The following is a 22,417-nucleotide window of genomic DNA, read 5'->3' on the forward strand; positions in this document are numbered from 1 at the left end:
CACATCTTGTTGTCTGATTATTGATTTTTCGCGAAACCATTTGATCATATGACAAGATGTGTATCCACCTTAACTTAATGATTTTTACCAAAATCATTAGGGGATTCATCAGTGCTGAGCGTCGACACCCCGTGCGCTAAAATGTAACGGCAAAACGTTGTTATTAACGCCGCTCATCGCAGCGGCTGTGCTATCCAGCTTTGCAATCGGCATAGATTTTAATGAATCAAGATTGTTCAGAGCGAGCTGTAACAATCGTTCAGCTTCCTGGCTTAATTCAAATATGGTCTGTGTGTGCATGATAAAAGCCTTCCCTTAACGCAAATTTATTACTTTTATTAAGCCACGATGTTTTAATTATACTTTTCAGGCTTATATGATCACGTATGGAAAACATGTTCATTTAATACAACTAACTGAAGATAATGAGAATTTAAAAACCACCCTCGTAATACGTGTAAAACATCCCCTGGCCAGAAAGCCAAAAGTGAATAGACAAAACGCATTTTCAGGAAACATCAGGATATATCATCGTTATTTACCCACCAAAAAAGAGAGGTATTCCCTGGCGCCAAAAGATGTATGGCGTCAGAAGAGGATAGATAAATAACGGCTTGTTCCTTCACCTTATCCGAAATGGCACAGCGTAGCAATTTGCTGTAATAAAATATTCGATACATTTAGCATGATTACGATCTCTGCCGTTCAGGGCTTAAGATTCCCTTAATTCACTGACAGTTCGTGTCATCGCTTGCGCATTTATGCGCTATTTTTATAAAACAATATCACCGACAAAAGTGGGGATTTGCGTTATACTCGCTGCCTTTTTCGGCACACTGCCGTCATTTAGCTGGCGTTTTCCAGCGTGTTAACACTTTTGAGGATACCAACATGCAACTTCCACACTGCCCGAAATGCAATTCTGAATACACCTATGAAGACAATGGCATGTTCGTTTGCCCGGAATGCGCCCATGAATGGAACGATGCGGAGCCTGCACAGGACAGCGATGCGCTGATCGTGAAAGACGCAAACGGCAACCTGCTGGCAGACGGCGACAGCGTTACCGTTGTGAAAGATCTGAAGGTAAAAGGCAGTTCCTCTATGCTGAAGATAGGCACTAAAGTCAAAAATATCCGTCTGGTTGAAGGCGATCATAATATCGACTGCAAAATTGACGGCTTCGGTCCGATGAAACTGAAATCTGAGTTCGTGAAAAAGAACTGATTGTCCCGCCCGGTGACGCTTCGCTTACCGGGCGTTCGGGAACTACACTTAACGGGCTTTTCTTACGTGAGGTAAAGATTATGCCGTTAAGTCCCTACATCTCTTTCGCCGGCAACTGTGCGGAGGCGACCGCCTTCTATCAGCAGGCCGTCGGCGCAGAACTCCTCTACAAAATCACCTTCGGCGAAATGCCCAAAGACGAAAACAGCGAAGAAGGCTGTCCGTCAGGCATGAACTTCCCGGATACCGCCATCGCCCACTCTAATGTCCGCATTGCCGGCAGCGATATCATGATGAGCGATGGTCTGCCACCCGGTAGCAGCACGCAGTACGCCGGATTTACGCTGGTGCTCGACACGCAGGACGTGGATGAAGGCAAACGCTGGTTCGACAACCTCTCTGATGGCGGCAATGTCGAAATGGCCTGGCAGGAGACTTTCTGGGCGCACGGATTCGGGAAAGTCACCGATAAATACGGCGTGCCGTGGATGATTAACGTCGTTAAATCGTAGGCCACATAAGCGCAGCGCATCCGGCAACAGCGCCCGGAGACGCTGCGCTGACCGGGCCTGCGGTGATTGTCATCAAACTCCCCTCAACTCTTCAAACTCCCGCAACCAACACTTAACCTGAATGTCATATTGATGCGCCAGCATGAGGCCACATTTATCGTGAGGCCCGGCACATGCAAACTGTCATTCGCGTCGAGAAACTGAGCAAAACCTTCCATCACAACAAGGCGCTGCATGCCGTTGATCTGACCGTCCAGCAGGGCGAAATGGTGGCGCTGTTGGGACCGTCTGGTTCAGGTAAATCCACCCTTCTTCGTCATTTGAGCGGCCTGATTACCTGTGACAAAACGCCGGAAAGCCGCGTCGAACTGCTGGGGAACACCGTGCAACATGCGGGGCGTCTGGCGAGCGATATTCGCAAAAGCCGCGCTCAGACGGGCTATATCTTTCAGCAGTTCAACCTGGTGAACCGCCTGACCGTGCTCGAGAACGTGCTGATTGGCGCGCTCGGCAGCACCCCGTTCTGGCGCACCTGCCTGCGCTGGTTCTCCCCATCCCAGAAGCAAGAAGCCTTACAGGCGCTGACCCGCGTCGGCATGGCGCATTTCGCCCACCAGCGCGTCTCCACGCTCTCCGGCGGACAGCAGCAGCGCGTCGCCATCGCCCGCGCCCTGATGCAGAAAGCCAAAATCATTCTGGCCGATGAACCTATCGCCTCGCTGGACCCGGAATCGGCCCGCATCGTGATGGAAACCCTGCGCGACATCAATCAGAACGACGGCATCACCGTGGTGGTGACGCTGCATCAGGTGGATTACGCCCTGCGCTACTGCGAGCGCATCGTCGCCCTGCGTCAGGGCCATGTGTTCTTCGATGGCGCAAGCCACCAGTTTGATAACGAACGTTTCGATCATCTCTACCGCAGCGTAAACCGCGTCGAAGAGCGCGCGCAGGCTGCTTAACGTCCCCATAACGAGGAATGGACATGAACTACAAAGCCGTTGCCGCGCTGGCCTTCACCAGCATGTTCAGCATCAGCACCCTGCTAAGCCCTGCTTACGCTGAGGAACAGGAAAAAGCGCTGAACTTTGGCATCATTTCAACGGAATCACAGCAAAACCTGAAGCCGCAGTGGGAACCGTTCCTGAAAGATATGGAAACCAAACTGGGGATCAAAGTAAACGCCTTCTTCGCCCCGGACTACGCGGGCATCATTCAGGGAATGCGCTTCAACAAAGTCGACATCGCCTGGTATGGCAACCTCTCTGCTATGGAAGCGGTAGATCGCGCGAACGGCCAGGTCTTCGCCCAGACCGTTGCGGCAGACGGCTCCCCGGGCTACTGGAGCGTGCTGATCGTGAACAAAGACAGCCCGATCAACAATCTCAACGACATGCTCGCCAAACGCAAAGAGCTGACCTTTGGTAACGGCGACCCGAACTCCACTTCCGGCTTCCTCGTCCCTGGCTATTACGTCTTCGCGAAAAACAACGTCTCCGCCAGCGACTTTAAGCGCACGGTCAACGCCAGCCACGAAACCAACGCCCTGGCCGTGGCGAATAAGCAGGTTGACGTCGCCACCAACAACACTGAAAACCTCGACAAGCTGAAGACCTCCGCGCCGGACAAGCTGAAGGAAATCAAGGTTATCTGGAAATCGCCGCTGATCCCGGGCGACCCGATCGTGTGGCGCAAAAACCTCTCCGAGAGCACCAAGGACAAGGTCTACGACTTCTTTATGAACTACGGCAAAACGCCGGAAGAGAAAGCGGTTCTGGCGCGTCTGGGCTGGGCGCCGTTCCGCGCGTCCAGCGATTTGCAGCTGGTGCCGATTCGCCAGCTGGCGCTGTTCAAGCAGATGCAGGGCGTGAAGGATAACAAGGGTCTGAAGGAAGAAGAGAAGACCAGCAAAGTGTCGGAAATTCAGGCGCAGCTGGACGATCTCGACCGCCTGACCGCCGCGCTCGGTGCCATGACCAGCGTGAATAAAGCGGTGCAGTAACTTACGTCCCCTCTCCCTTGAGGGAGAGGGTTAGGGTGAGGGGGAAATGAGCACGCTGATGCCCTCACCCCGGCCCTCTCCCACAGGGAGAGGGGGAACAGATCGTAGGCCGGATAAGCGTAGCGCCATCCGGCACACAAAGACCCGCGGAGTAAAACATGCAAACCATCACCCTCCCGCCGCCAAAGCGCAGCTGGTTCTCGCTCATAAGCTGGGCCGTTCTGCTGGCGGTGCTCGTTATCTCCTGGAAGGGCGCGGAGATGGATCCGCTGCTGCTCTTCAAAGATTCCGGCAACATGGCGACCTTCGCCGCCGACTTCTTCCCGCCGGACTTCAGCCAGTGGCAGGACTACCTCGGTGAAATGGCGATCACCCTGCAAATTGCCGTCTGGGGCACCGCCCTCGCCGTGATCCTCTCCATTCCGTTTGGCCTGATGAGCGCCGAAAACATCGTGCCGTGGTGGGTTTACCAGCCGATGCGTCGCCTGATGGACGCCTGTCGCGCCATCAACGAAATGGTCTTTGCGATGCTGTTCGTGGTCGCCGTCGGCCTGGGTCCGTTCGCGGGCGTGATGGCGCTGTTCATCCACACCACCGGCGTGCTCTCCAAGCTGCTCTCCGAAGCGGTTGAAGCCATCGAGCCCGGCCCGGTGGAAGGCATCCGCGCAACCGGAGCGAACAAAATCGAAGAGATCCTGTACGGCGTCCTGCCGCAGGTGATGCCGCTGCTCATCTCCTACTCCCTGTACCGCTTCGAGTCCAACGTTCGCTCCGCCACCGTGGTCGGCATGGTGGGCGCAGGCGGCATTGGCGTCACCCTGTGGGAAGCCATTCGTGGTTTCCAGTTCCAGCAAACCTGCGCCCTGATGGTGCTCATCATCGTCACCGTCAGCCTGCTGGATTTCCTCTCTCAACGTTTGCGTAAGCACTTCATCTGAGAAGCGAGGCTTTGATTTGTATGCACTTATCCAGACATCCGACCAGTTACCCCACCCGCTGGCAAGAGATTGCGGCAAAGCTCGAAGTGGAGCTGCGCACGCACTACCGCTGCGGAGACTACCTGCCCGCTGAGCAGCAGCTTGCCGACCGCTACGAAGTGAATCGCCACACCCTGCGTCGCGCCATCGATCAACTGGTGGAGCGCGGCTGGGTCCAGCGCCGTCAGGGCGTCGGCGTACTGGTGCTGATGCGTCCGTTCGACTACCCGCTCAATGCCCAGGCGCGTTTTAGCCAGAACCTGCTCGATCAGGGCAGCCACCCCACCAGCGAAAAGCTGCTGTCAGTCCTGCGCCCGGCCTCCCGCCACGTGGCGGACGCGCTGGGGATTCAGGAGGGCGACAACGTCGTTCACCTGCGCACGTTGCGCCGGGTAAACGGCGTGGCGGTCTGTCAGATCGACCACTACTTCGCGGACCTCACCCTCTGGCCCGTGCTGCAACATTTCGCCAGCGGTTCCCTGCATGATTTTCTTCAGGACGCGACGGGTATCGCGCTCAAACGCACCCAGACGCGCATCAGCGCCCGCCGCGCGCAGGCGAAAGAGAGCAAGGTGCTGGAGATCCCCAACATGGCCCCGCTGCTCTGCGTGCGCACCCTCAACCACCGTGACGGCGACGTCAACGCAACGGAATACTCCGTCAGCCTGACCCGCGCCGACATGATTGAATTTACCATGGAGCACTGAATGCACTTCGACACCTCCACTCGTCAGCGCTGGATGCGCGTGCTGGCCCACAGCCAGCCTGATGCGCTGGCTGCCCGCATGAGCGCGCTCGGCCTGACGCCGGACTACGACACGATCCGCGCGCCGGAGATCGGCCTGGTGCAGATCCAGGCACGCATGGGCGGCACCGGCGAGCGCTTCTTCGCCGGCGATGCCACCCTCACCCGCGCGGTGATCCGCCTGAAAAGCGGCACGCTGGGCTACGGCTACGTACTTGGGCGCGACAAAACGCACGCCGAGCGCTGCGCAGCGATCGACGCGCTTTTACAGGAACAGCCGCATTTTCAGACGTTAATGGAAACCCTTATTGCCCCGCTGGAAGCCGACCGCGCCGCACGCCTTGCCGCGCGTCAGGCCGAAGTGAATACCAGCCGGGTCGACTTCTTTACGCTCGTTCGAGGAGACAACGCATGACGCTTCAACCTGCTTTTACCCTGGCCGTCCAGGATGCCCAACAGAGTTTCCGTCGCCTGCTGAAAGCCATGAGCGAGCCGGGCGTCATTGTCTCGCTGCACCAGCTCTCCCAGGGCTGGCTGCCGCTGAACCTCGCCTCGACCAGCGTGCTGCTGACCCTGGCGGACAACGACACCCCGGTATGGCTGTCAGGCGCATTGCTGAACGATATCGCCAGCCAGAACCTGCGCTTTCACACCAACGCGCCGCTGGTCGAGCAGCCCCAGCAGGCGGTCTTCGCCGTGGCCGACGAGCAAATCAGCCATGAACAGCTTAACGCCCTGAGCGAAGGCAGCGCCATCGCACCGGAAACCAGCGCCACGCTGATTTTGCAGGTCTCCAGCCTGAGCGGTGGCCGCATGCTGCGCCTGACGGGTGCAGGGATTGCCGATGAGCGGATGGTCGCCCCCCAGCTGCCTGAGTGCATCATTCATGAGCTGACCGAGCGCCCGCATCCGTTCCCGCTCGGTATCGACCTGATCCTGACCTGCGGCGAGCGCCTGCTGGCGATCCCGAGAACCACTCACGTGGAGGTGTGCTGATGTACGTTGCCGTCAAAGGGGGCGAGAAGGCGATCGCCGCCGCCCATGCCTTGCAGGCGCACAGACGCCGGGGGGATGACGCCCTTCCCGAGCTGAGCGTCGCCCAGATTGAACAGCAGTTAAACCTGGCCGTCGACCGCGTGATGACCGAAGGCGGCATCGCGGACCGCGAACTGGCGGCGCTGGCGCTGAAACAGGCCAGCGGCGATAACGTGGAAGCCATCTTCCTGCTGCGCGCTTACCGCACTACGCTTGCGAAGCTGGCGGTTAGCGAGCCGGTGAATACGGCGGAAATGCGATTAGAGCGCCGTATTTCTGCGGTGTACAAAGATATTCCTGGCGGCCAGCTGCTTGGTCCGACCTACGACTATACCCATCGCCTGCTGGACTTCACTCTGCTGGCGAACGGTGAAACACCGCAGCTCAGCGTCTCTGACGCTGAACAAGACGCCTCCCCGCACGTCTTTAGCCTGCTGGCAAACCAGGGGCTGGCGAAGGCGGAAGAGGACACCGGCAGCACACCGGATGACATCACCCGCACGCCGCCGGTCTATCCCTGTTCGCGCTCGTCCCGCCTGCAACAGCTGATGCGCGGCGATGAAGGGTATCTGCTGGCGCTGGCCTACTCCACGCAGCGCGGCTATGGGCGCAACCACCCCTTCGCGGCAGAGATCCGCAGCGGTTATATCGACATTGAAATCGTGCCGGAAGAGCTGGGTTTTGCGGTGAACATCGGCGAACTGCTGATGACCGAGTGCGAAATGGTCAACGGTTTTGTCGCGCCAGAGAATGAAGATCCGCACTTTACCCGCGGCTACGGGCTGGTGTATGGCCTGAGCGAGCGCAAGGCGATGGCGATGGCGCTGGTTGACCGTGCGCTCCAGGCGCCGGACTACGGCGAGCATATTGCAGGCCCGGCACAGGACGAAGAGTTCGTGCTGGCCCACGCGGATAACGTTGAGGCCGCCGGCTTTGTCTCGCACCTCAAGCTGCCGCACTACGTCGATTTCCAGGCCGAACTGGAACTGCTGAAACGCCTGCAACGGGAGCGCGCCAATGGCTAACTTAAGCGGCTACAACTTTGCCTATCTGGACGAACAAACTAAACGCATGATCCGCCGCGCCATCCTTAAGGCAGTGGCGATCCCCGGCTATCAGGTGCCGTTCGGCGGCCGCGAAATGCCAATGCCCTACGGCTGGGGCACCGGCGGTATTCAGATCACCGCCAGCGTGATCGGCGAAGCGGACGTGCTGAAGGTCATTGACCAGGGGGCAGACGACACCACCAACGCCGTGTCGATCCGCAACTTCTTTAAGCGCGTAACGGGCGTCAACACCACCGAAAAAACCGAAGACGCGACGCTGATCCAGACCCGTCACCGCATTCCGGAGACCCCGCTGACTGAAGATCAGATTTTGATTTTCCAGGTGCCGATCCCGGAGCCGCTGCGTTTTATTGAGCCGCGGGAAACCGAAACCCGCACCATGCACGCCCTGGAAGAGTACGGGATCATGCAGGTCAAACTGTATGAGGACATCGCCCGCTTCGGCCATATCGCCACCACCTACGCCTACCCGGTGAAGGTGAACGGCCGCTACGTGATGGACCCGTCGCCGATCCCGAAATTCGATAACCCGAAGATGGACATGATGCCCGCCCTGCAACTTTTTGGCGCCGGACGTGAAAAACGCATCTACGCCGTACCGCCGTACACCCGTGTGGAGAGTCTGGATTTTGACGATCACCCGTTTACGGTGCAGGAGTGGGACGAGCCGTGCGCCATCTGCGGTTCGAAGCATAGCTATCTGGATGAAGTGGTGCTGGACGACACGGGCAAACGGATGTTTGTCTGCTCCGACACCGATTACTGCCGCCAACAGAGCGAGGCGAACAGCCAATGAAACCGCTGCTTTCGGTTAATAACCTGACTCACCTTTATGCGCCGGGCAAAGGCTTTAACGACGTGTCGTTTGAGCTGTGGCCGGGCGAAGTGCTGGGCATTGTCGGCGAGTCCGGCTCCGGTAAAACCACCCTGCTGAAGTCCATCTCCGCGCGCCTGACGCCGCAGAATGGCGACATTTTGTATGAAGGCATGTCGCTGTATGGCATGAGCGAAGCCGATCGCCGCCGCCTGCTGCGCACCGAGTGGGGCGTGGTGCACCAGCACCCGATGGATGGCCTGCGCCGCCAGGTCTCGGCGGGGGGCAACATCGGCGAACGGCTGATGGCCACCGGCGCGCGCCACTACGGCAACATCCGCGCCACGGCGCAGCACTGGCTGGAAGAGGTTGAAATTCCCGCCTCGCGCATCGACGACCTGCCGACCACCTTCTCCGGCGGCATGCAGCAGCGTTTACAGATTGCCCGCAATCTCGTCACCCATCCGAAGCTGGTGTTTATGGATGAACCGACCGGCGGGCTGGACGTCTCTGTACAGGCTCGCCTGCTCGACCTGCTGCGCGGCCTGGTGGTGGAGCTAAACCTGGCGGTGGTGATTGTCACCCACGATTTAGGCGTCGCGCGCCTGCTGGCAGACCGCTTGCTGGTGATGAAGCAGGGTCAGGTGGTGGAAAGTGGGTTAACCGACCGCGTGCTCGACGATCCCCATCATCCGTATACCCAGCTGCTGGTGTCGTCCGTATTGCAGAACTGAGGGCGCGGTTGCCGGGTGGCGCTGCGCTTACCCGGCCTACGAACACCGCACCTTGTAGGCCGGGTAAGGCGAAGCCGCCACCCGGCAAAACGAACACCGCACCCGTAGGCCGGGTAAGGCGAAGCCGCCACCCGGCAAAACGAATCGCGAGGCCAACATGATCCACGTACAAAACGTAAGTAAAACCTTTGTGCTCCACCAGCAAAACGGCGTCCGCCTGCCGGTACTGCAAAATGCCTCGTTAGAGGTCAGCAACGGCGAATGCGTGGTGCTGCATGGCCATTCCGGCAGCGGAAAATCCACCCTGCTGCGCTCCCTGTATGCCAACTACCTGCCGGACGAAGGCCATATTCATATTCGCCATAACAATGAATGGGTCGATCTGGTTCAGGCTCCCGCGCGCAAAGTGCTGGAAGTGCGCCGCTCGACGATCGGCTGGGTCAGCCAGTTCCTGCGGGTGATCCCGCGGATCTCCGCCCTGGACGTGGTCATGCAACCCCTGCTGGATCTCGGCGTGCCGCGCGAAACCTGCGCCGCTAAAGCCGCCAGCCTGCTGACGCGCCTCAACGTACCGGAGCGTCTGTGGCACCTCGCCCCGTCGACCTTTTCCGGCGGCGAGCAGCAGCGCGTCAACATCGCCCGCGGCTTTATCGTCGATTACCCGATTTTACTCCTGGATGAACCCACCGCCTCGCTCGACAGTAAGAACAGCGCAGCGGTGATGGAACTGATCGAACAGGCCAAAGCGCGCGGCGCGGCGATCGTCGGGATCTTCCACGACGACGCCGTACGCCAACGCGTGGCGGACAGACTGCACCCGATGGGGACAAACGTATGATTATCAATAATGTCAGGCTGGTGCTGGAAAATGAGGTCGTGAACGGCTCGGTTGAGGTGCGGGACGGTGTCATCCGCGCCTTTGCCGAAACCCGGAGCCGCACTCCTGAAGCGATGGACGGCGAAGGCGGCTGGCTGCTGCCGGGGCTGATTGAGCTGCATACCGATAACCTCGATAAATTCTTCACCCCGCGCCCGAAGGTCGACTGGCCTGCTCATTCAGCGATGAGCAGCCACGACGCGCTGATGGTCGCCAGCGGCATCACCACGGTGCTGGACGCGGTGGCGATTGGCGACGTGCGCGACGGCGGCGATCGCCTGGAGAACCTGGAGAAGATGATCAACGCCGTGGAGGAGACGCAAAAGCGCGGCCTCAACCGCGCCGAGCACCGCCTGCACCTGCGCTGCGAGCTGCCGCACCACACCACCCTGCCGCTGTTTGAGAAGCTGGTGGGCCGCGAGCCGGTCTCGCTGGTTTCCCTGATGGATCACTCGCCGGGGCAGCGCCAGTTCGCCAACATTGAAAAGTATCGCGAATACTATCAGGGCAAATATTCGCTCAACGACGCGGAGATGGCGCGCTACGAAGAAGAGCAGCTCCAGCTTGCGGCCCAGTGGTCGCAGCCGAATCGCCTCTCCATTGCCGCGATGTGCCGGGACCGTAATATTGCCCTGGCCAGCCATGACGACGCCACGCACGATCACGTGCGCGAATCCCACCAGCTTGGCAGCGTGATAGCTGAATTTCCCACCACGTTTGAAGCGGCAGAGGCATCGCGTAAGCACGGCATGAACGTCCTGATGGGCGCGCCAAATATCGTGCGCGGCGGATCGCACTCCGGCAACGTGGCGGCAAGCAGGCTCGCCTCGCTCGGCCTGCTGGATATCCTCTCCTCTGACTATTACCCCGCCAGCCTGCTGGACGCGGCCTTCCGCGTCGCGGACGACGAGAACAACAGCTTCACGCTGCCACAGGCGATTCGCCTGGTGACGAAAAACCCGGCCAGCGCGCTTAATCTTCACGATCGCGGTGAAATTGCCGAGGGGAAACGGGCCGATCTGGTGCTCGCCCACCGTAAGGGCGAGCACATTCATATCGACCACGTCTGGCGTCAGGGAAAAAGGGTGTTCTGATGGGAAGACTCATCTGGTTAATGGGCCCGTCCGGCTCCGGGAAGGACAGCCTGCTGTCGGCGTTACGGCAGCGGGAACATTCACAGCTGCTGGTCGCGCACCGCTATATCACGCGCGATGCCAACGCCGGAAGCGAGAACCATATCGCCCTGAGCGAGCAGGAGTTTTTTACCCGCGCCGGACAAAACCTGCTGGCGCTGAGCTGGCATGCCAACGGTTACTACTATGGCGTCGGTATTGAGATTGACCTCTGGCTGCATGCGGGGTTCGACGTACTGGTTAACGGCTCGCGGGCGCATCTCCCGCAGGCTCGCGCCCGGTACGAAGCGGCGCTGCTCCCGGTCTGTTTGCAGGTTTCCCCGGACGTTCTCCGTAGCCGGCTACAAAAGCGGGGGCGCGAAAACGCGCGCGAGATCGACCAGCGGCTGGAACGGGCGGCACGCTACACCCCGTCGGGTTGCCATCTCCTCAATAACGACGGAAGTTTGCTACAGTCAGTCGAGACCTTTCTATCGCTTATTCGCCAGAAGGAGAAACAGCATGCCTGACTGCCAGCTTCGCCCCGCCACCTCCGACGATGCGCCGATCGTTTACGCGCTGATCTGCGAACTTAAGCAGGCCGAGTTCGATCATCAGGCGTTTCACGCCGGGTATCTGGCCAACTTGCAGGATCACAATATGCGTTACCAGCTGGCCGAGCTGGACGGGCAGATCATCGGTATGATCGGCCTGCATATGCAGTTTCACCTGCATCACGCCCGCTGGATCGGCGAGATCCAGGAGCTGGTGGTGATGCCGCAGGCGCGCGGATTAAAAGTGGGCAGCCAGCTGCTGGCCTGGGCAGAGGACGTCGCGCGACAGGCAGGCGCCGAGCTGACCGAGCTTTCCACCAGCGTGAAGCGCGTGGACGCGCACCGTTTTTATGTTCGTGAAGGATATACGCAAAGCCATTTCCGCTTCACTAAACCGCTGTAGAGGTGCGTTATGAGTCTGACGATCACGCTGACAGGAACCGGAGGGGCTCAGCTGGTGCCGGTGTTTGGCTGCGACTGCGCGGCGTGCCGACGGGCGCGTTTACAGGAAAATTATCGCCGTCGCCCCTGTAGCGCGGCGGTGAAATTCAACGATTCGGTCACCTTGCTGGACGCGGGTATTCCACACCTGATGGACGACTGGCCCGCGGGGAGTTTCAGGCAGATTTTGCTTACCCATTATCATATGGATCACGTTCAGGGGCTTTTTCCTCTGCGCTGGGGCGTGGGAGCGACCATTCCGGTTTACGGTCCGCCGGACGACGCAGGCTGTGACGACCTGTTCAAGCATCCGGGCCTCCTCGATTTCAGCCACACGGTGGAGCCGTTTGTGATGTTTGAACTTCAGGGCTTGCGGGTCACGCCGCTGCCGCTCAACCATTCAAAACTCACGTTTGGCTATCTGCTGGAGTCCGCCCACAGCCGCGTGGCGTGGCTTTCTGATACCGCCGGGCTACCGGATAAAACGGTGACGTTTCTGCTAAACAATCAGCCGCAGGCGATGATTATCGACTGTAGCCATGAACCGCGCCCGGAGACGCCGCGCAACCATTGTGATTTGAATACGGTGATTGCGCTGAACGAGGTGATTGGCTGTCCGCAGGTGATCCTGACGCATATCAGCCATCAGTTTGACGTGTGGATGATGGATAACCCGCTGCCGTCCGGCATTGAAGCGGGGTATGACGGGATGATGCTGGTACTGGATTAGGTTTTGCCGGGTGGCGGCTGCGCCTTACCCGGCCTACGCGTTGCAATACCGGGGTTACCACCGATCGTAATCATCCTCCAACCGGCGCTCATCCTCTTCTAACCGACGCCGATCGTCATCCAGCTGCCGCTGACGCTCGTCTAAACGCTGGCGTCGATCTTCTAACTGTCGACGACGATCGTCGTACTGGCGGCTGTCGGTTTGACGGCTGCGATCGTAACGATCGTCGTCATCGTCATTACGGCTGCTGCCGGGGTTATAGGCATCGTTGATCGCCTGCTGAATATTGCCAATGGCATCATCAATCACATCGGCATGCGCCAGTTGGCTGGTTAAAGTCAGCAGACCCAATAACAGAGCGGTAGAGTAACGTTTCATAAGGCCAGACTCGCAGGTGAACTGGCCTTACGGTAATGAATGGCAGGGAACCGGGGTAGCGGAGGAATCTCAATTCCTGGCCTGTTCAATCGCCCCTATCGCATCGACTCGCGCCTGATGTCGTCCCCCTTCAAACGGTGCATTTAGCCAGGCATCGACGATCATTTTTGCCAGCTCCAGTCCGACCACGCGCGAACCAAATGCCAGCACATTCGTGTTGTTATGCTGCCTTGAAAGCTGAGCTGAATAAGGTTCGCTACAGACCACTGCGCGGATGCCCGGGAACTTATTGGCCGTAATGGAGATCCCTACCCCCGTTCCGCAGATCAGGATGCCGCCATCCACCTCCTTATCGATAATAGCCTGTGCAACCGCGCTGGCATAATATGGGTAGTCAGTACGCTCCGGGGAACAGGTGCCCTTATCCACCACGTCGATGCCACGCGCGCGCAGATGGGCCAGAATATCCTCTTTCAGCATAAAACCTACGTGATCGCAGCCAAATGCAATCTTTTTCATAATAAACCTCATCGTGGGTTAACTTTACGAACTCGATGGAGTTGTGATTTAAGACCGGTCAGTTGTGCAATAAAACCTCAAAACCATCGAGTTCTGCGCGTGTTCTACACCCCTGACTTTGACATTTCAACTCTCTCATGACGGTATATTTCTTACGGCATGCATTAAAATCCGTTAACGTGTCATAATTATATTATTGATTTTTAAAGGCATCCTAAAGCAACCGCCCATCAAAACTTCACAGACAATAAAACTTTATGAATTTTCAAACATTGTGAAGTTGACAGCATATTTTCATGCCAGAGTGTGGTGATATAGTGTCGTCTTCATTTTTAAGGACAAAAGAGAGCGATGAGTCAGTCAGAATTTAAAAAAGAGCTGCCTAACGGCATTGGCCTTGCACCGTACCTGCGCATGAAGCAGGAAGGCATGACCGACAACGAAAGCCGTATCGTCGACTGGCTGCTCCAGCCGGGTAACCTGAGCGGCGCGCCTGCGATTAAAGACGTTGCCGAAACGCTGATGGTGTCGGAAGCGATGATCGTGAAAGTGGCCAAACTGCTCGGCTTTAGCGGTTTCCGTAACCTGCGTGCGGCGCTGGTCGACTACTTCTCGCAATCCGAACAAGTATTACCTGCGGAACTCGCTTTTGATGAAGCACCACAGGATGTGGTTAACAAAGTGTTCAATATTACGCTGCGCACCATTATGGAAGGCCAGTCGATAGTGAACGTGGATGAAATTCACCGCGCGGCACGTTTCTTCGCCCAGGCCAACCAGCGCGATCTGTACGGTGTGGGGGGTTCTAACGCTATTTGCGCCGACATCCAGCATAAGTTTCTACGCATCGGCGTGCGCTGCCAGTCGTATCAGGACGCGCACATTATGATGATGTCGGCATCGCTGCTGAAGGAAGGGGATGTGGTACTGGTGGTCTCCCATTCCGGCCGCACCAGTGATGTGAAAGCAGCAGTTGAGTTAGCAAAAAAGAACGGCGCCAAAATTATCTGTATTACCCATAGCTACCATTCGCCGATTGCTAAACTTGCTGATTATATTATTTGTTCGCCAGCACCAGAGACCCCGTTATTAGGGCGCAACGCCTCCGCGCGTATATTACAGCTTACATTATTAGATGCGTTATTTGTTTCCGTTGCACAACAAAATATCGAACAGGCCACACTTAATATGCAAAAAACCGGCGCTATTGTGGATTTCTTCTCTCCTGGCGCACTGAAGTAAATTAAAAGGTTAATCCTGCTCAGGCGGGATTAACAACAACATACCCTACATTGAGAACACTGCTATGAATAAATATCTGAAATATTTCAGCGGCGCCGCTATGGGCTTAATGTTATCCACCAGCGCGTTTGCTGCTGCGGAATATGCGGTGGTATTAAAAACGCTCTCCAATCCATTCTGGGTGGATATGAAGAAAGGGATTGAAGATGAAGCCAAAACCCTGGGAGTAAGCGTTGATATTTTTGCCTCGCCGTCAGAAGGGGATTTTCAGTCCCAGCTACAGCTGTTCGAAGATCTGAGTAATAAAAAATACAAGGGTATCGCTTTTGCCCCACTCTCCTCCGTGAATCTGGTCATGCCCGTCGCGCGCGCCTGGCAGAAAGGTCTCTATCTGGTGAATCTCGATGAAAAAATCGATATGGATAACCTGAAAAAAGCAGGTGGCAATGTAGAGGGGTTTGTCACAACGGACAACGTGGCCGTCGGCGCAAAAGGGGCCGATTTTATTATCAATAAACTTGGTGCGGAGGGGGGCGAAGTCGCAATCATTGAGGGTAAAGCCGGTAACGCATCGGGCGAGGCGCGCCGCAATGGCGCAACAGAAGCCTTCAAAAAAGCAAACCAAATTAAGCTGGTTGCCAGCCAGCCCGCCGACTGGGATCGCATTAAAGCTCTGGATGTGGCAACCAACGTGCTGCAACGAAACCCGAATCTGAAAGCCTTCTACTGCGCGAACGATACCATGGCGATGGGCGTGGCACAGGCGGTGGCAAACGCCGGTAAAATCGGCAAAGTGCTGGTGGTCGGCACCGATGGTATTCCAGAGGCGCGTAAGATGGTCGAAGCCGGTCAGATGACGGCAACCGTCGCACAAAACCCGGCGGACATCGGGGCGACCGGCCTGAAATTAATGGTGGATGCCGCGAAAACCGGGAAAGTCATCCCGCTGGAAAAAACGCCTGAATTCAAGTTGGTGGATTCGATTCTGGTGACAAAATAACGCAGAACTGTGCGGCTTGATGCCCTCACTCCGGCCCTCTCCCACAGGGAGAGGGTGAACAGAGAAGGAAATAAACATGGTCACGCCATATATCTCGATGGCGGGGATCGGCAAATCCTTTGGTCCGGTTCACGCATTAAAATCGGTTGATTTAACTATATACCCTCATGAGATCCACGCGTTATTAGGGGAGAATGGTGCCGGTAAATCAACCTTAATGAAAGTATTGTCGGGAATTCATGAACCGACCAAAGGCTCCATTATTATTAATGAAAAGAATTACGACAAATTGGATCATAAACTGGCAGCACGACTGGGCATCGGCATTATATATCAGGAACTCAGCGTTATTGATGAATTAACCGTGCTGGAAAATCTATATATAGGCCGTCACCTGACCAAAAAGGTTTGTGGCATCAGGATTATTGACTGGAAAAAGATGCGCATTCGCGGTGCGATGATGCTCTTACGCGTCGGATTAAAAGTCGATTTAGATGAAAAAGTAGCGAATTTATCCATCAGCCATAAACAGATGCTGGAAATTGCGAAAACCTTAATGCTCGATGCCAAAGTGATCATTATGGATGAACCCACATCTTCATTAACCAATAAAGAGGTGGATTATCTTTTCTTGATCATGAATCAGCTGCGTAAAGAAGGCACCGCCATTGTCTATATCTCGCATAAGCTCGCGGAAATCCGCCGCATCTGCGACCGCTACACGGTAATGAAAGACGGTTCCAGCGTATGCAGTGGCCTGGTGAGTGACGTTTCAAACGACGACATTGTGCGCCTGATGGTCGGCCGCGAACTGCAAAACCGCTTTAACGCCATGAAAGAGAGCACCGGCAACATCGAACGCGACACGGTGTTTGAGGTGAACAACGTCACCAGCCGGGACAAGAAAAAAGTGCGTGATATTTCGTTCAGCGTGAACCGCGGCGAAATACTGGGTTTTGCGGGTCTGGTCGGCTCGGGACGTACCGAACTGATGGACTGTCTCTTCGGCGTGGATAAACGCGCGAGCGGTGAAATTCGCCTCAACGGCAAAACCATCTCCCCGCGTTCGCCTCTGGATGCGTTGAAAAAAGGGATGGCCTACATCACCGAAAGCCGCCGCGAAAATGGCTTTTTCCCTAATTTCTCTATCGCCCAAAACATGGCCGTCAGCCAGAGCCTGAAAAACGGTGGCTATAAAGGGGCCATGGGGCTCTTTCGCGAGCATGAAGAACGCAAGACCGCCGAAGCACAGCGCCAGTTGCTGGCGTTGAAGTGCCATAGCGTAGAGCAAAACATCACCGAACTCTCCGGCGGCAATCAGCAAAAGGTGCTGATTTCTAAATGGCTGTGTTGCAACCCGGATGTCATCATTTTTGATGAACCCACGCGAGGCATCGACGTCGGCGCAAAGGCCGAAATCTACAAGGTGATGCGCCAGCTGGCTGACGAAGGCAAGGTCATCCTGATGGTGTCGTCTGAATTATCTGAAATTATCGCCGTCTGCGACCGCATCGCCGTGTTCTGCGAAGGGCGGCTGACGCAAATCCTGACCAATCGCGACGACATGAGCGAAGAGGAGATCATGGCATGGGCATTACCACAAGAGTGAAAGGCGATATGGCGGAGAAAAAGCCATTTAACTTCGCGCTGTTCTGGGACAAGTACGGTACCTTTTTTATCCTCGCGATTATAGTCGCCATCTTTGGCACGCTGTCATCGGAGTACTTCCTCACCACCAACAACATCACGCAGATTTTTGTCCAGAGCTCGGTAACGGTGCTGATCGGGATGGGCGAATTCTTTGCCATCCTTGTCGCGGGTATTGATCTGTCCGTCGGAGCCATTCTGGCACTCTCCGGCATGGTGACTGCCAAACTGATGCTGGCTGGTGTCGACCCGTTTTTTGCAGCACTGATTGGCGGCGTACTGGTCGGCGGCGCGCTGGGGGCGATCAATGGCTGTCTGGTCAACTGGACCGGGCTACATCCGTTCATTATCACTCTCGGTACTAACGCCATTTTTCGCGGCATCACGCTGGTGATTTCCGATGCTAACTCCGTCTATGGCTTCTCGTTCGATTTTGTAAACTTCTTCGCTGCCAGCGTCCTCGGGATACCCGTACCGGTCATCTTCTCGCTGATCGTCGCGGTGATCCTCTGGTTCCTCACCACCCGTATGCGGCTGGGGCGCAATATCTACGCCCTGGGCGGTAACAAAAACTCGGCGTTCTACTCCGGCATCGATGTGAAGTTTCATATTCTGGTGGTGTTCATTATTTCTGGCGTATGCGCCGGGCTGGCGGGCGTGGTGTCGACTGCGCGTCTGGGCGCAGCGGAGCCGCTGGCCGGGATGGGATTTGAAACATACGCCATCGCCAGCGCCATCATCGGCGGAACCAGCTTCTTCGGCGGTAAAGGCCGCATCTTCTCGGTCGTGATTGGTGGTCTCATCATCGGCACCATCAATAACGGACTCAATATCTTACAGGTACAAACCTACTACCAGCTGGTGGTAATGGGCGGGTTGATTATCGCCGCTGTTGCCCTCGACAGATTGATCAGTAAGTAAGGAAATCACTATGAAAATTTCACCCTCCCTGATGTGTATGGATCTGCTGAAATTCAAAGAACAGATCGAATTTATTGACCAGCACGCGGACTACTTCCATATCGACATCATGGACGGCCACTTTGTGCCTAATCTGACGCTGTCTCCGTTCTTTGTCGGCCAGGTGAAGAAGCTCGCCACCAAACCACTGGACTGTCACCTGATGGTGACTCGCCCGCAGGACTACATAAGCCAGCTGGCGCAGGCCGGAGCAGACTTCATCACACTGCACCCGGAGACCATCAACGGTCAGGCTTTCCGCCTGATTGAAGAGATCCGTCGTCACGGTATGAAAGTGGGACTCATCCTCAACCCGGAAACCCCGGTTGAGGCAATGAAATACTATATTCATAAGGCGGACAAAATCACCGTGATGACCGTCGATCCAGGCTTTGCCGGGCAGCCGTTCATTCCGGAAATGCTGGAGAAAATTGCCGAGCTGAAAGCCTGGCGCGAACGCGAAGGGCTGAGCTATGAGATTGAGATCGATGGCTCATGCAATCAGGCCACCTATAAAAAACTGATGGCCGCCGGCGCAGATGTCTTTATCGTCGGAACGTCTGGTCTGTTCAACCATGCAGAGAATATCGGGGATGCATGGCAGCTTATGGCCGGGCAGATCCTGTCGGCACGAAACGAGGTTGTTCCTCATGCAAAAACAGCCTGATGTCGTCGCCGGAGTGGATATGGGGGCCACTCATATCCGTTTTTGCCTGCAAACGGCCGACGGTGCGGTGTTGCATTGTGAAAAACAGCGCACCGCGGAGGTTATCCGCTCTGGTGTGGTGTGCGGCGTGACGGAAATGATCGCGGCTCAGCTGCGTCAATTACAGGTTCACTGTCGCGGTCTGGTCATGGGCTTTCCGGCACTGGTCGGCAAAGACAAACGCACCATTATTTCGACGCCAAATCTGCCTTTGCGGGCGAATGAGCTCCGCGATCTGGCAGGCAAACTTGAAGATGCGCTAGGCTGCCCGGTCGAATTTTCCCGCGACGTTAACCTTCAGCTTTCGTTTGACGTGGTGCAACACAATCTCCAGCAGCAAGAGGTTCTGGCGGCCTATCTTGGCACCGGCATGGGATTTGCCATCTGGCTAAACGGTGCTCCATGGACGGGCGCGCACGGCGTAGCGGGCGAGCTCGGGCATATTCCACAGGGGGATATGACGCGGCACTGTGGTTGTGGCAACCCGGGATGTCTGGAAACGGTTTGTTCCGGTATCGCATTGAAACAGTGGTACGAGCAGCAGCCCCGCGAGTATGCGATGGGAGATATCTTTTCAGCCGTACCCGATGACCCCTTCGTACAGCAACTCCTGAATCATGCAGCCCGCGCCATTGCCACCAGTGTAAATCTGTTCGATCCGGATGCGGTGATCCTCGGTGGCGGCGTAATGGATATGCCTGGCTTTCCGCGCGAAGCGCTGATTGTCGGGATAAAGCAGCATTTGCGCCGCCCGCTGCCGCATGAGTCCGTGAAATTTATCCCTGCCTCGTCGTCGTCTTTTAACGGCGCTCAGGGGGCCGCTACCCTGGCTCGCTGCCGGTTCCTGCCATCACCTTGCGCAGCGCCTGCGCCAGCTGTGCGCGGGTGAACGGTTTTCGCAGTAACTGAACGTCCGGCAGCTGCGGGTTATGCGCCGGGCGCAAATCCTGTCCGCTGATCAGCAGCACCGGCAACTGCGGATAGTGGCTGCGTACATGGCCGATCACCTCCGCACCACTCAGGCCGCCCGGCAACATCAGGTCGCTGATAAACATGCCGATATCCGGCGATGCGTCCAGCATGTTCAGCGCCTGCTCGCCGTTTTCGGCTTCAAGCGTCAGGTAGCCAAGCTGGTGCAGTTGCTCGCACAGTGTCTGCCGCACGCCCGCCTCATCTTCCAGGACCAGCACAAGCAGCTCACTCTCTGCCGGGGCCGTGGTCGCCAGCGCGGCATCATCGGAGAACGCGGGCAGCGTCGAGCGCGGCAGCTGGAGCCGCACGGTGGTTCCCTGCCCCGGCGCGCTTTCGATCTCAACGCGCCCCCCGGACTGACGCACAAAGCCGTACACCATCGACAGCCCTAACCCGCTGCCGCTGCCGGTCTGTTTGGTGGTGAAGAACGGTTCAAAGACCTGCGATTTCACCTCCTGCGACATCCCGCAGCCGTGGTCAATCACCTCCAGCGCGACCATATCCTGCCTGCGCCCGTCGCTGCGGGTCACACGCTGGTTCCAGGTGCGGATTTTGAGCACACCATTTTGCCCCTCCATTGCATCACGGGCGTTCATCACCAGGTTGATAATGGCGTTTTCCAGCTGGCTGACGTCAATCCATGCGGGCCAGGCCGGGGTTTGCGCTTCAATATCCAGCGTCAGCGTGGCGGGAAGCGAGTGCCGCATCAGCTCGCTCAGGTTCTCCAGCAGCGGCTTCATCTCTACCGCATGGGGTTGCAGGGATTGCTTGCGCGAGAAGGCCAGCAGACGCTGGGTGAGCATGGCCCCGCGTTCCGCGGCTTTGAGCGCACGAGTGATGCGCGGCGCGTCCGGTGACGCTGAATCGGTCAGCTCCAGACTGCCGATAATCACCGCCAGCAGGTTATTAAAATCATGCGCCAGCCCGCCCGTCAGTTGCCCAACCGCCTTCATTTTCTGGCTGTGCAGCAGCGCCTCCTCCAGCCCCTGACGTTCGATGCGGTCGACCTCCATCTGCGAGGTCTTCTCCTTCAGCAGCCGCGTGGTGTGCTCCAGCGAAGCGGTATTGCGGGCAAAAACGTTAAACGCGCGCGCCAGTTCCCCCAGCTCATCACGCCGCTGTAGCGCGGGCACCGACACATCCTGCTCGCCGTGAGCGAGGCGCGACATTGCCCTTGAGATAGCCGTCAGGTTGGAGCCCAGATTGCGGTAAATATACCAGCAGGCGCAGCCGGTGATGATCAGCGCCAGCACCGCGAAGACGCTGATAAACACGCTGATGGAGCGCAGCTCCTGGTGGCTTTGGGCGGTACGCAGCCGGGAGGCCTGCGCCACCTGTTCAACGTACTGATTGATGTCGCGGTTTAATATCGCCACCAGCGCCTTGATGTGGAACATGTACCAGCTGATGGACAGATCGCTCTCCTCCAGCTGCTTCGACAGTGGCGCGAGCTTGCGCAGCTCATCATTAAAATCCGGGAGCACCAGGTTGACCACCGGTTGCAGGGCGCTCGCGGGTAACATCGCGGTTACTGCATCCAGCTGCTGCACCGTGGCGCGCGGTGAAGGGGTATCAATGGCGGCAACGATCAGCCTGTCCATCTCTGCAAGCTGCCGGGCGTCTGGCACATTGCTCGCGTAACGGCGGTTGATATCCTGCAAATGACGCAGGTAGCTTTGGCTTTGATACAGCGCGCTGAGCAGCGCGTTACGCTCCAGATGCCGTTTTTGCCCGCGCTCCAACATTCCCGTCACGCTCTGCTGTAACTCATTGCTCCTGCGGATAATACGCGCCACCAGCGCCGGCTCCTGCTGCGCCAGCGGCGCATCGGCAAGCTGCTCCAGCGAGTGGCGCAGCGCCATCTGCGTCTGTTTCAGCCGTTCAGCTTCGCCTTTGTACTCCAGCGCACCGACTACCTGCGACAGCCGCACCGCCGCCGTCGCCACATTCGCGGTATCACGCGCGAGGTTCATGCTGCCGGTCATGTCATCCAGCGTTTGCTGCTGCACCTGCTCCTGGATCTGGCTGGCATGACGAAAGCCGAGCACCGCCACGCCGCTCACCATCAGCGTTACCGCCACCACCAGCAGGTTAAATATCAGCAGGCGACCGCGGGCGCTGGTGAAGAACGGGGGGCGTGAAGACATGTTGACTCCGTAACTGTGA

At 57.2% G+C, this 22,417-nt stretch carries 25 protein-coding genes and 1 pseudogene; 22 read left to right on the forward strand and 4 right to left on the reverse strand.

Translation table 11 applies throughout. The features are described from left to right. Positions 1-114: 114 nt before the first annotated feature. Positions 115-300: pseudogene (locus tag ACOTX5_RS16250) on the reverse strand (hypothetical protein); the annotation flags it as partial. A gap of 591 nt (positions 301-891) precedes the next feature. Here ACOTX5_RS16250 and ACOTX5_RS16255 point away from each other — a divergent pair. The 16 genes from ACOTX5_RS16255 (at position 892) to phnP (ending at position 12,827) form a co-directional block, all read left to right on the forward strand. Beyond that, positions 892-1,227 (forward strand): zinc ribbon domain-containing protein YjdM, encoded by a 336-nt coding sequence (locus ACOTX5_RS16255; protein WP_003860206.1) that lies wholly within the window; start codon positions 892-894, stop codon positions 1,225-1,227. An 80-nt stretch (positions 1,228-1,307) separates the two neighbouring features. Next, the gene (yjdN, locus tag ACOTX5_RS16260) at positions 1,308-1,739 is read left to right on the forward strand and encodes a VOC family metalloprotein YjdN (protein ID WP_003860208.1); all 432 of its coding nucleotides are present in this window, start codon (positions 1,308-1,310) and stop codon (positions 1,737-1,739) included. Between the two features lie 173 nt (positions 1,740-1,912). Then, positions 1,913-2,701, forward strand: a complete 789-nt coding sequence (phnC, locus tag ACOTX5_RS16265; protein WP_003860210.1) for a phosphonate ABC transporter ATP-binding protein — start codon at positions 1,913-1,915, stop codon at positions 2,699-2,701. 23 nt (positions 2,702-2,724) lie between these two features. Then, on the forward strand, positions 2,725-3,741 hold the full coding sequence (phnD, locus tag ACOTX5_RS16270; RefSeq protein ID WP_032652248.1) for a phosphonate ABC transporter substrate-binding protein: 1,017 nt from the start codon (positions 2,725-2,727) through the stop codon (positions 3,739-3,741). A 158-nt stretch (positions 3,742-3,899) separates the two neighbouring features. Next, positions 3,900-4,679, forward strand: coding sequence for a phosphonate ABC transporter, permease protein PhnE (gene phnE / locus ACOTX5_RS16275; RefSeq protein ID WP_032620758.1), 780 nt, complete (start codon positions 3,900-3,902; stop codon positions 4,677-4,679). Positions 4,680-4,699: 20 nt separating this feature from the next. Beyond that, on the forward strand, positions 4,700-5,425 hold the full coding sequence (phnF, locus tag ACOTX5_RS16280; RefSeq protein WP_006810434.1) for a phosphonate metabolism transcriptional regulator PhnF: 726 nt from the start codon (positions 4,700-4,702) through the stop codon (positions 5,423-5,425). Continuing rightward, the gene (phnG, locus tag ACOTX5_RS16285; RefSeq protein ID WP_017694700.1) at positions 5,426-5,878 is read left to right on the forward strand and encodes a phosphonate C-P lyase system protein PhnG; all 453 of its coding nucleotides are present in this window, start codon (positions 5,426-5,428) and stop codon (positions 5,876-5,878) included. It abuts the gene before it with no gap. Then, the gene (gene phnH, locus ACOTX5_RS16290) at positions 5,875-6,459 is read left to right on the forward strand and encodes a phosphonate C-P lyase system protein PhnH (protein ID WP_039271994.1); all 585 of its coding nucleotides are present in this window, start codon (positions 5,875-5,877) and stop codon (positions 6,457-6,459) included. The genes phnG and phnH overlap by 4 nt, the downstream gene beginning before the upstream one ends. Then, complete coding sequence (locus tag ACOTX5_RS16295; protein WP_015570222.1) at positions 6,459-7,523, forward strand: carbon-phosphorus lyase complex subunit PhnI; 1,065 nt, start codon at positions 6,459-6,461, stop codon at positions 7,521-7,523. The genes phnH and ACOTX5_RS16295 overlap by 1 nt, the downstream gene beginning before the upstream one ends. Beyond that, on the forward strand, positions 7,516-8,361 hold the full coding sequence (gene phnJ / locus ACOTX5_RS16300; RefSeq protein ID WP_006810438.1) for an alpha-D-ribose 1-methylphosphonate 5-phosphate C-P-lyase PhnJ: 846 nt from the start codon (positions 7,516-7,518) through the stop codon (positions 8,359-8,361). Before ACOTX5_RS16295 ends, phnJ begins: the two co-directional genes overlap by 8 nt. After that, entirely contained in the window at positions 8,358-9,113 is a 756-nt protein-coding gene (gene phnK / locus ACOTX5_RS16305) for a phosphonate C-P lyase system protein PhnK (protein ID WP_039271996.1), read from the forward strand. The genes phnJ and phnK overlap by 4 nt, the downstream gene beginning before the upstream one ends. 157 nt (positions 9,114-9,270) lie before the next feature. Then, a complete protein-coding gene (gene phnL, locus ACOTX5_RS16310; RefSeq protein WP_017382651.1) occupies positions 9,271-9,951 on the forward strand; it encodes a phosphonate C-P lyase system protein PhnL in 681 nt (226 codons plus the stop codon). Next, the gene (gene phnM / locus ACOTX5_RS16315; RefSeq protein WP_015570219.1) at positions 9,948-11,084 is read left to right on the forward strand and encodes an alpha-D-ribose 1-methylphosphonate 5-triphosphate diphosphatase; all 1,137 of its coding nucleotides are present in this window, start codon (positions 9,948-9,950) and stop codon (positions 11,082-11,084) included. Before phnL ends, phnM begins: the two co-directional genes overlap by 4 nt. After that, on the forward strand, positions 11,081-11,632 hold the full coding sequence (gene phnN, locus ACOTX5_RS16320) for a ribose 1,5-bisphosphokinase (protein WP_026080559.1): 552 nt from the start codon (positions 11,081-11,083) through the stop codon (positions 11,630-11,632). Before phnM ends, phnN begins: the two co-directional genes overlap by 4 nt. Further along, positions 11,625-12,059 carry an aminoalkylphosphonate N-acetyltransferase gene (gene phnO, locus ACOTX5_RS16325; RefSeq protein WP_023295777.1) on the forward strand — a complete coding sequence of 145 codons (435 nt, stop codon included), beginning with the start codon at positions 11,625-11,627 and terminating at the stop codon, positions 12,057-12,059. The genes phnN and phnO overlap by 8 nt, the downstream gene beginning before the upstream one ends. Before the next feature lie 9 nt (positions 12,060-12,068). After that, a complete protein-coding gene (phnP, locus tag ACOTX5_RS16330; RefSeq protein ID WP_045911455.1) occupies positions 12,069-12,827 on the forward strand; it encodes a phosphonate metabolism protein PhnP in 759 nt (252 codons plus the stop codon). Between the two features lie 54 nt (positions 12,828-12,881). Here the strand turns inward: phnP and yjdP are convergent, their stop codons facing one another. Together yjdP and rpiB are read right to left on the reverse strand one after the other, a co-directional pair. Further along, positions 12,882-13,205, reverse strand: a complete 324-nt coding sequence (gene yjdP, locus ACOTX5_RS16335; protein WP_017382647.1) for a DDRRRQL repeat protein YjdP — start codon at positions 13,203-13,205, stop codon at positions 12,882-12,884. Positions 13,206-13,274: 69 nt separating this feature from the next. After that, positions 13,275-13,724 carry a bifunctional allose-6-phosphate isomerase/ribose-5-phosphate isomerase RpiB gene (gene rpiB / locus ACOTX5_RS16340; protein ID WP_023295775.1) on the reverse strand — a complete coding sequence of 150 codons (450 nt, stop codon included), beginning with the start codon at positions 13,722-13,724 and terminating at the stop codon, positions 13,275-13,277. Between the two features lie 351 nt (positions 13,725-14,075). Between rpiB and ACOTX5_RS16345 the strand changes: the two genes are divergently transcribed. From ACOTX5_RS16345 to alsK, 6 genes are all read left to right on the forward strand, one after another. After that, positions 14,076-14,966: a MurR/RpiR family transcriptional regulator gene (locus ACOTX5_RS16345; protein WP_015570213.1), complete on the forward strand. Its 891-nt coding sequence runs from the start codon at positions 14,076-14,078 to the stop codon at positions 14,964-14,966. A 64-nt stretch (positions 14,967-15,030) separates the two neighbouring features. Further along, positions 15,031-15,966, forward strand: a complete 936-nt coding sequence (gene alsB, locus ACOTX5_RS16350) for a D-allose transporter substrate-binding protein (protein ID WP_015570212.1) — start codon at positions 15,031-15,033, stop codon at positions 15,964-15,966. 76 nt (positions 15,967-16,042) lie between these two features. Then, a complete protein-coding gene (gene alsA, locus ACOTX5_RS16355) occupies positions 16,043-17,575 on the forward strand; it encodes a D-allose ABC transporter ATP-binding protein AlsA (RefSeq protein ID WP_063438845.1) in 1,533 nt (510 codons plus the stop codon). Continuing rightward, positions 17,554-18,534 carry a D-allose ABC transporter permease gene (alsC, locus tag ACOTX5_RS16360; protein WP_017382644.1) on the forward strand — a complete coding sequence of 327 codons (981 nt, stop codon included), beginning with the start codon at positions 17,554-17,556 and terminating at the stop codon, positions 18,532-18,534. The genes alsA and alsC overlap by 22 nt, the downstream gene beginning before the upstream one ends. Before the next feature lie 10 nt (positions 18,535-18,544). Continuing rightward, positions 18,545-19,240: a D-allulose 6-phosphate 3-epimerase gene (gene alsE, locus ACOTX5_RS16365; RefSeq protein ID WP_015570210.1), complete on the forward strand. Its 696-nt coding sequence runs from the start codon at positions 18,545-18,547 to the stop codon at positions 19,238-19,240. After that, positions 19,224-20,168 (forward strand): allose kinase, encoded by a 945-nt coding sequence (gene alsK / locus ACOTX5_RS16370; protein WP_045911458.1) that lies wholly within the window; start codon positions 19,224-19,226, stop codon positions 20,166-20,168. Before alsE ends, alsK begins: the two co-directional genes overlap by 17 nt. Here alsK and ACOTX5_RS16375 read toward each other — a convergent pair. Next, positions 20,101-22,398 (reverse strand): hybrid sensor histidine kinase/response regulator, encoded by a 2,298-nt coding sequence (locus tag ACOTX5_RS16375; protein WP_047726986.1) that lies wholly within the window; start codon positions 22,396-22,398, stop codon positions 20,101-20,103. The two genes, alsK and ACOTX5_RS16375, sit on opposite strands and share 68 nt — an antisense overlap. Positions 22,399-22,417: the final 19 nt, after the last annotated feature.

The sequence above is a fragment of the Enterobacter cloacae complex sp. IR5441 genome (genome assembly GCF_049238215.1).
Lineage (GTDB): Bacteria > Pseudomonadota > Gammaproteobacteria > Enterobacterales > Enterobacteriaceae > Enterobacter > Enterobacter hormaechei_C.